Origin of the sequence: Micromonospora sp. KC213, assembly GCF_004348325.1 — a bacterium.
GTDB lineage: Bacteria > Actinomycetota > Actinomycetes > Mycobacteriales > Micromonosporaceae > Micromonospora.
Genome location: NZ_SMKF01000261.1, coordinates 1 through 5,610, shown reverse-complemented (window position 1 = coordinate 5,610; position 5,610 = coordinate 1). Strand labels below are relative to the sequence as shown.

Here is a 5,610-nt window from a genome sequence, read left to right as displayed (position 1 = left end):
GGTGGGACGCACCCGCCACCGGACCGGCCGCCGTACCTGCGGGCGGCGCCGCACCGCCGCCGCCCGGGCACCCGTTTCCACCGCCGCCGTCCGGCGGGGCCGGCTTCACCTCCCGGTACGGTTTCGTTCGCCCCCGGGAGGGCCGGTATCTGGCCGGGGTCTGCGCCGCCGTCGGCCGGGCCACCAACACCGACCCGGTGCTCTGGCGGGTGATCCTCGCCGTGCTCGGCTTCTTCGGCGGCGTCGGCATCCTGGTCTACGTCGCCGCCTGGCTGATCATCCCGGGCGAGGGCGACAGCGCCTCTCCGGTGGAGTCGATGCTGGGCCGCGGCCGGTCGAGCATGTCCCCGGTCACGGTCATCGTGCTCGCCGTTCTGGTCGCCGTGGGCTTCGGCTACATCGTCACCGACCCGTTTCGGGCGGTGCTGCTCGGCGCGGCGATCCTGATCGGGGGCGCACTGCTGCTCAACCGGGACGGCCACCCGCCGCGCCCGGCCCCGGTGCCCGACGCAGAGCGTGCACCGGCACCGCCCGCCACGCCACCGGGTCCGGTGCCGCCCGTCAGTTTCCCCGCGCCCGGTCTGTTCACCCCGCCGCCGTCCGCGCCGACCGAACCGGCCCTGTCGCCGGGGGGGCCGGTGCCGTCGTACGGGCCGGTCCCGCCGGGGTCGGCGTCGCAGGAGCGTACCGCCGAACTCCCCGCCTGGCCGTCGGTCGCCGCCGGGGCGGGTTTCCCCGGTGGTGTGTCGTCGGCCTCGGCACCGTCCGCGCCCGGCGTGACCGCCGCACTGCCGCCCGGCTACCGGCCGCCCTTCGCCCCGCACGGCCCGTACGCCGGACCGCCCGCGCCACCGGCCCCGTCGGTACCGCCCCCGAAGCCGCCGAAACGACCCCGGGAACGGTCCCCGCTGGGCGGCATCACCTTCTCGTTGATCTTCCTGGTCCTGGGCGTGGTGGCGATCCTCGACCTGCTCGGTGCCTTTCCCATCGGCGCCGCCGCGTACTTCGCCGCCGCGCTGGCCACCATCGGCTTCGGGCTGCTGGTCGGCACCTGGTTCGGCCGGGCCCGCTGGTTGATCGCGCTGGGGCTGGTCACGGCGGCGGCGCTCGGCGTGGCGACGGTGGCCGAATCGTACGACCGGGTCCGCGGCGTCGACGGCAACGTCACCTGGGCCCCGACCGACCGGCGTGACCTCGCCGACCGGTACGAGAACAACTTCGGTGACGCCACCCTCGACCTGCGCGGGGTGGACCTCGACGGGCAGGACGTCCAGGTCACCGTGGCGGTCAACTTCGGTCAGGCCACGATCGTGGTGCCACCGAACGTCGACGTCACCACGGTCGCCGACGTCAACGCCGGGGAGGCCAGCGTCTTCGGCCGACAGTCGACGGGGGTCAACGGCCGGCTCCGCGAGGCGGTCGACCTGGGGCCGGACGGCACGGGCGGCGGCAAGCTGCGGCTCTACGTCCACGTCAACGGCGGCAACCTGGAGGTGACCCGATGAGGGCGCACCGCACCGACCTCGTCTCGCTCCTGTTCGGGCTGCTCTTCGTCGGATTCTCGCTCTGGTGGCTGCTCGCACAGATCCTCGGGCTCGCCCTGCCGCCGATCGGCTGGTTCCTCGCCGGTGCGCTGCTGTTGATCGGGCTGCTCGGCCTGGTGGGGGCGCTGCGTTCGGGGCGGCACGACCGACGAACCGACGGCCCGGCGGAATCCGGGACCAACCCGGAGCTCGTCGCGCCGGCCGGAGCCGGAACTCGCCGCGCCGACGAGTGGCTCACCGAGGTGGTCGAGGGCCGGCCCGTCACGGCAGAGGCGGTCGAGGAGCGGGCCGCGGTCGAGGACCGGCCCGTCGAGGCGATCCAGGACCGGGCTGCCGACGCACCGGAGCAGGGCACTACCCGGTGACCGGCCCTCGGGCGGGGAGGCGACGTCCGCCGCCTGAGCACAGCGGTGCGACCGCCGGTCACCGGCTCGTATGCTGGCCGGTGGAGATTCCGCCCTCCACCGGTCTCGCCCGCCGCACCGCTGGCGGCCACGGCCGAGCCGTCGCGTGGTCAGGACCCGTCCGCCTCGGACGGGACCAGGCCGGCAGAGGCGGATCCGTCGCGATGCCCGTCTCTACCTCGTCAGGAGCCCGCCCGACATGACCCAGTCCCCCGCCGTGCCCACCTCCGGCCGGTCCGGTTCGGTCCGCATCGGCGAGCGCGCCGCCCGTACCCTCGTCGCCGAGCTCGCCCGGCGTAACGACCCGAAGGCCGCCCTGCTGGTCGGCGCGACCGCGGGGTCCGCAGCGCTGGCCGCGGCGATCGACGCGCTGCTGCCCGGCGACACCCTCACCGTGGTGCCGGCCGAGTCCGCCGACGCCCCCGAGCTGCGCGAGCACGTCACGGCCCAGGGCAACTGGGTGGCCGACCGGGTACGCGTCGTCGACTCCCTCGCCGAGGCCGACGCCGCCGAGGTGGTGATCGCCGCCGAGCCCCTGGCCGGCACCGCCGAGCAGGCCCGGGCGACCGTCGACAGCCTGGCCAAGTACCTCACCGACGGTTCGGTGCTGAGCGTGTCCACGCCGCTGTTCGGCAGCGAGGGGGCCACCGCCGAGCTGGACCGGCAGGGGGTGCTGCACGGCGTCCGCACCGACCTGGTGCTGCGCAACTCCCCGCCGGTACGGGTCCACCACCTGCGGTTCACCCCGGCCAGCCCGGCGCTCGCCGCCCGCCTGGCCCCGGCCCACCGCCCCTCCAGCGTGCCGCTGACCCGGGGCATGCACATCGACTCCAACGGGGTGGCCGCGGCCGGCATCGCCCTCGGCCTGGCGGCGGCGGCGAAGGTGGCCCGGCCAAAGTCGAAGCTCTGGCTGCTGCCGGCGCTCGCTGCCGCTCCGGTGGCGGCGTTCTTCCGTGACCCGGAGCGGGACGTTCCGGAGGACCCGTCGGCCGTGGTCGCCGCCGCCGACGGTCAGGTGCTGTCGGTGCAGCGGCTGCACGACGAGCGGTTCGGTGACGGCGAGTGGCTTCGCGTGGCGGTCTTCCTGTCGGTGCTGGACGTGCACGTCAACCGGGCCCCGGTGGCCGGCAAGGTGGTCGACTACTTCGTCGCCGACGGTGGTTTCGTCAACGCGATGAAGCCGGACGCCGAGCACAACGTGGCGGCGTACACGGTGCTGGACACCGAGCACGGCCGGGTCGTGGTGGCGCAGCGTACCGGGCTGATCGCCCGCCGGATCGTGCAGCGGGCGCCGATCGGGGCGCTGCTGGCCAAGGGCGAGCGGTTCGGGCTGATCCGGTTCGGTTCGCGCACCGACGTCTACCTGCCGGCCGACGCCGCCGAGCCGCTGGTGGGCCCGGGCGACAAGGTGGTCGGCGGCGCCACGGTCATCGCCCGCTGGCGCTGAGCACACCGGAAGGGGGCACCGCGTACGCAGTGCCCCCTTCCGGGTCGCTCTACGACGGGTCAGGCGGTGCGGCGCTGGTGCAGCCAGAGCAACGGGCCACTGACCAGGTAGCCCACCACCACCAGGGCGAAGGTGAGCCGGATGTCGACCAGCGCACCGATCACCGGGGCGAACCAGACCCACGGCGGCAGCTTCAGCAGCCGGGCCAGCTTGGCGTACGGGAAGCTGGAGACCATCGCGAAGGCGAGCAGAGCCACCCCGGCGATCTGGACGGTCGGCGGCAGCGGCAGCCCGATGGCGACCGTGAGGGCGAGTACCGCCGCCGCCATGGTCGTCGGGACCCCGCAGAAGAAGCGGCCGTCCTTGGGCGAGACGTTGAACCGGGCGAGCCGGATCGCGGCACAGCCGGCGACGAGGGCCGCGGCCACCGCGGCGGCTCCGGTCGGCGCCGACCCGGCGAGCGAGGCGTAGACCACGACCGGGGCGGCCAGGCCGAAGGAGCACATGTCGGCCAACGAGTCCATCTGCGCACCGAACGGGCTGGCCACGCCGAACTTGCGGGCGAGCGCACCGTCCAGGCCGTCGAAGGCCACGCAGGCGATGAGCAGCAGCGCGGCCACCCGGGTCTGGCCGGCCATGGCCACGAAGATGGCGTTGATGCCGAGCATCAGGCTGGCCAGGGTGCAGGCGTTGACCAGCGCGAACTTCATCCGACGGGCGGGAGTGCGCGCACCGGGCAGCAGCGGGATGGCCATCGCCGGCGACTCGTCCGCCGGGACGGCGGGGGCGAGGGCGGGGCTGACCGGCATGACCGCGTCGATCTCGGCCCGGTCGAGCGGGAGATGACTCCGGCCGAAGCGGTCGAGGCCGTAGCGGCGGCGGGGCCGGTCGGCGAGAACGAGATCGGTGCGGGTGGTCGGGTCGCCGTCGCGGCGTCCCACCCGGACCAGCAGCACCTGACGGGCGAACGTGCTGCTGCGGCGCAAGGAGCCCGCCCAGCGACGCCCTGCGGGGCGCGGACTGTCAGTCGTACGACGCCGGCGCCATGGGGCTCTCGGCACGTTTTCCTCCATCACCGGATCGGCTGGCCGCCCCGCGGGGGCGGATGTCCGGCTGTCTCGTGCCGGACCGCTGTCGGCCCGGCAGCCGTCGAAGCGGAGTACACCATTACACAGGGGAGTGGTGGTTGGCGATAGCTGCCGGCGGTACTTATATCTCCGTTAAACCGCGCGAACCGCTTCGTTGTTCCCATCTCGGGCCATCGCCCGTTTTCCCTGCCAACCTCACGTCCGACTGTACCGGAGCTGACCGGAACCGGCCCGTCGGGCGGGCGCTACCGCCCCTGATGTCCGGTTGCCGTTGCCGCCACGTCCGTCATGGAGAGGCCCGTGAGCTGGTCAGGAGTGAACCAGGCGGCGTCGGCGGTCGATCCGCCGGCCAGTTCGGTGACCACCGCGTCGGCGGGTACCGGCACCCGCACCCGGTAGACCACCCGGACCGTGTGCCAGTCCAGCGGTCGTCCTTCCGGGCCGAGGGCTGCGGGATTGTGCAGATGACCGACTGTCAACAGGTCGGCTACCGTGCCGAGCTGCCCGGACTCCTCCACCAGCTCGCGCAGCAGCCCGGCGCTCGGTTGCTCACCGTGATCCGTGCCGCCCCCGGGCAGGTGCCACCTGCCGGCACCCGGATAACCGGCGGCGATCCGGGTCAGCAGAATCCGGCCCTGCGGGTCGGTGACCAGCCCGTACGCGGCGAAGCGCTGCCACCGGTCGGTCTCCGGGGCGGCGACCCGCCCGGCGGGCAGGGCCCGGGGCAGGTCGGCCGGCAGGGGCACCACGGGCAGACCGAGCAGTTCGGCGGTGAACGGCATCAGTGGCAGCGCGGCGGCCTCGTCCGGAGTGGCCCAGGTGAGGGCGTCGCTGCCGCCCGCCGACTCGGGGCGGGGCGCATTCCCGGAGGCTGTGACGTCGAAGACCAGCCGGTCGACGTGCAGCGCAACGCCGGCGTCACGGAAAGTGACCACGTCGGCGACGGCGGCCCGGGGGCGGGTCACCTCGACGGCCAGCCCGGTCTCCTCGGCGAACTCGCGCACCACCGCGGCGACCGGATGTTCCCCGTGTCGGACGCCGCCGCCGGGCACCTGCCAGACCCCCGGGAACGGGCACGTCGCGGGACCCCGCGCCAGCAGCACCCGCCCACCGGAGTCCCGCAGCAC

General features: G+C 74.4%; 5 protein-coding genes. 3 read left to right on the top strand and 2 right to left on the bottom strand.

The window, feature by feature from the left end; all coding sequences use genetic code 11:
• The 3 genes from E1166_RS29090 to E1166_RS29080 all read left to right on the top strand — a co-directional run.
• On the top strand, positions 1-1,505 hold a 1,505-nt coding region (locus tag E1166_RS29090), incomplete at its 5' end, for a PspC domain-containing protein (RefSeq protein WP_132343055.1).
• The gene (locus E1166_RS29085; RefSeq protein WP_132343054.1) at positions 1,502-1,909 is read left to right on the top strand and encodes a hypothetical protein; all 408 of its coding nucleotides are present in this window, start codon (positions 1,502-1,504) and stop codon (positions 1,907-1,909) included. The genes E1166_RS29090 and E1166_RS29085, both read left to right, overlap by 4 nt.
• Before the next feature lie 238 nt (positions 1,910-2,147).
• Positions 2,148-3,395: a phosphatidylserine decarboxylase gene (locus tag E1166_RS29080; RefSeq protein WP_132343053.1), complete on the top strand. Its 1,248-nt coding sequence runs from the start codon at positions 2,148-2,150 to the stop codon at positions 3,393-3,395.
• Between the two features lie 59 nt (positions 3,396-3,454).
• Here E1166_RS29080 and E1166_RS29075 read toward each other — a convergent pair whose 3' ends face one another.
• Together E1166_RS29075 and E1166_RS29070 are read right to left on the bottom strand one after the other, a co-directional pair.
• Positions 3,455-4,381: a CDP-alcohol phosphatidyltransferase family protein gene (locus E1166_RS29075; protein ID WP_132271157.1), complete on the bottom strand. Its 927-nt coding sequence runs from the start codon at positions 4,379-4,381 to the stop codon at positions 3,455-3,457.
• 347 nt (positions 4,382-4,728) lie between these two features.
• Positions 4,729-5,610, bottom strand: an 882-nt coding sequence (locus E1166_RS29070) for an NUDIX hydrolase (protein WP_243710579.1), incomplete at its 5' end; no start/stop codon positions are given.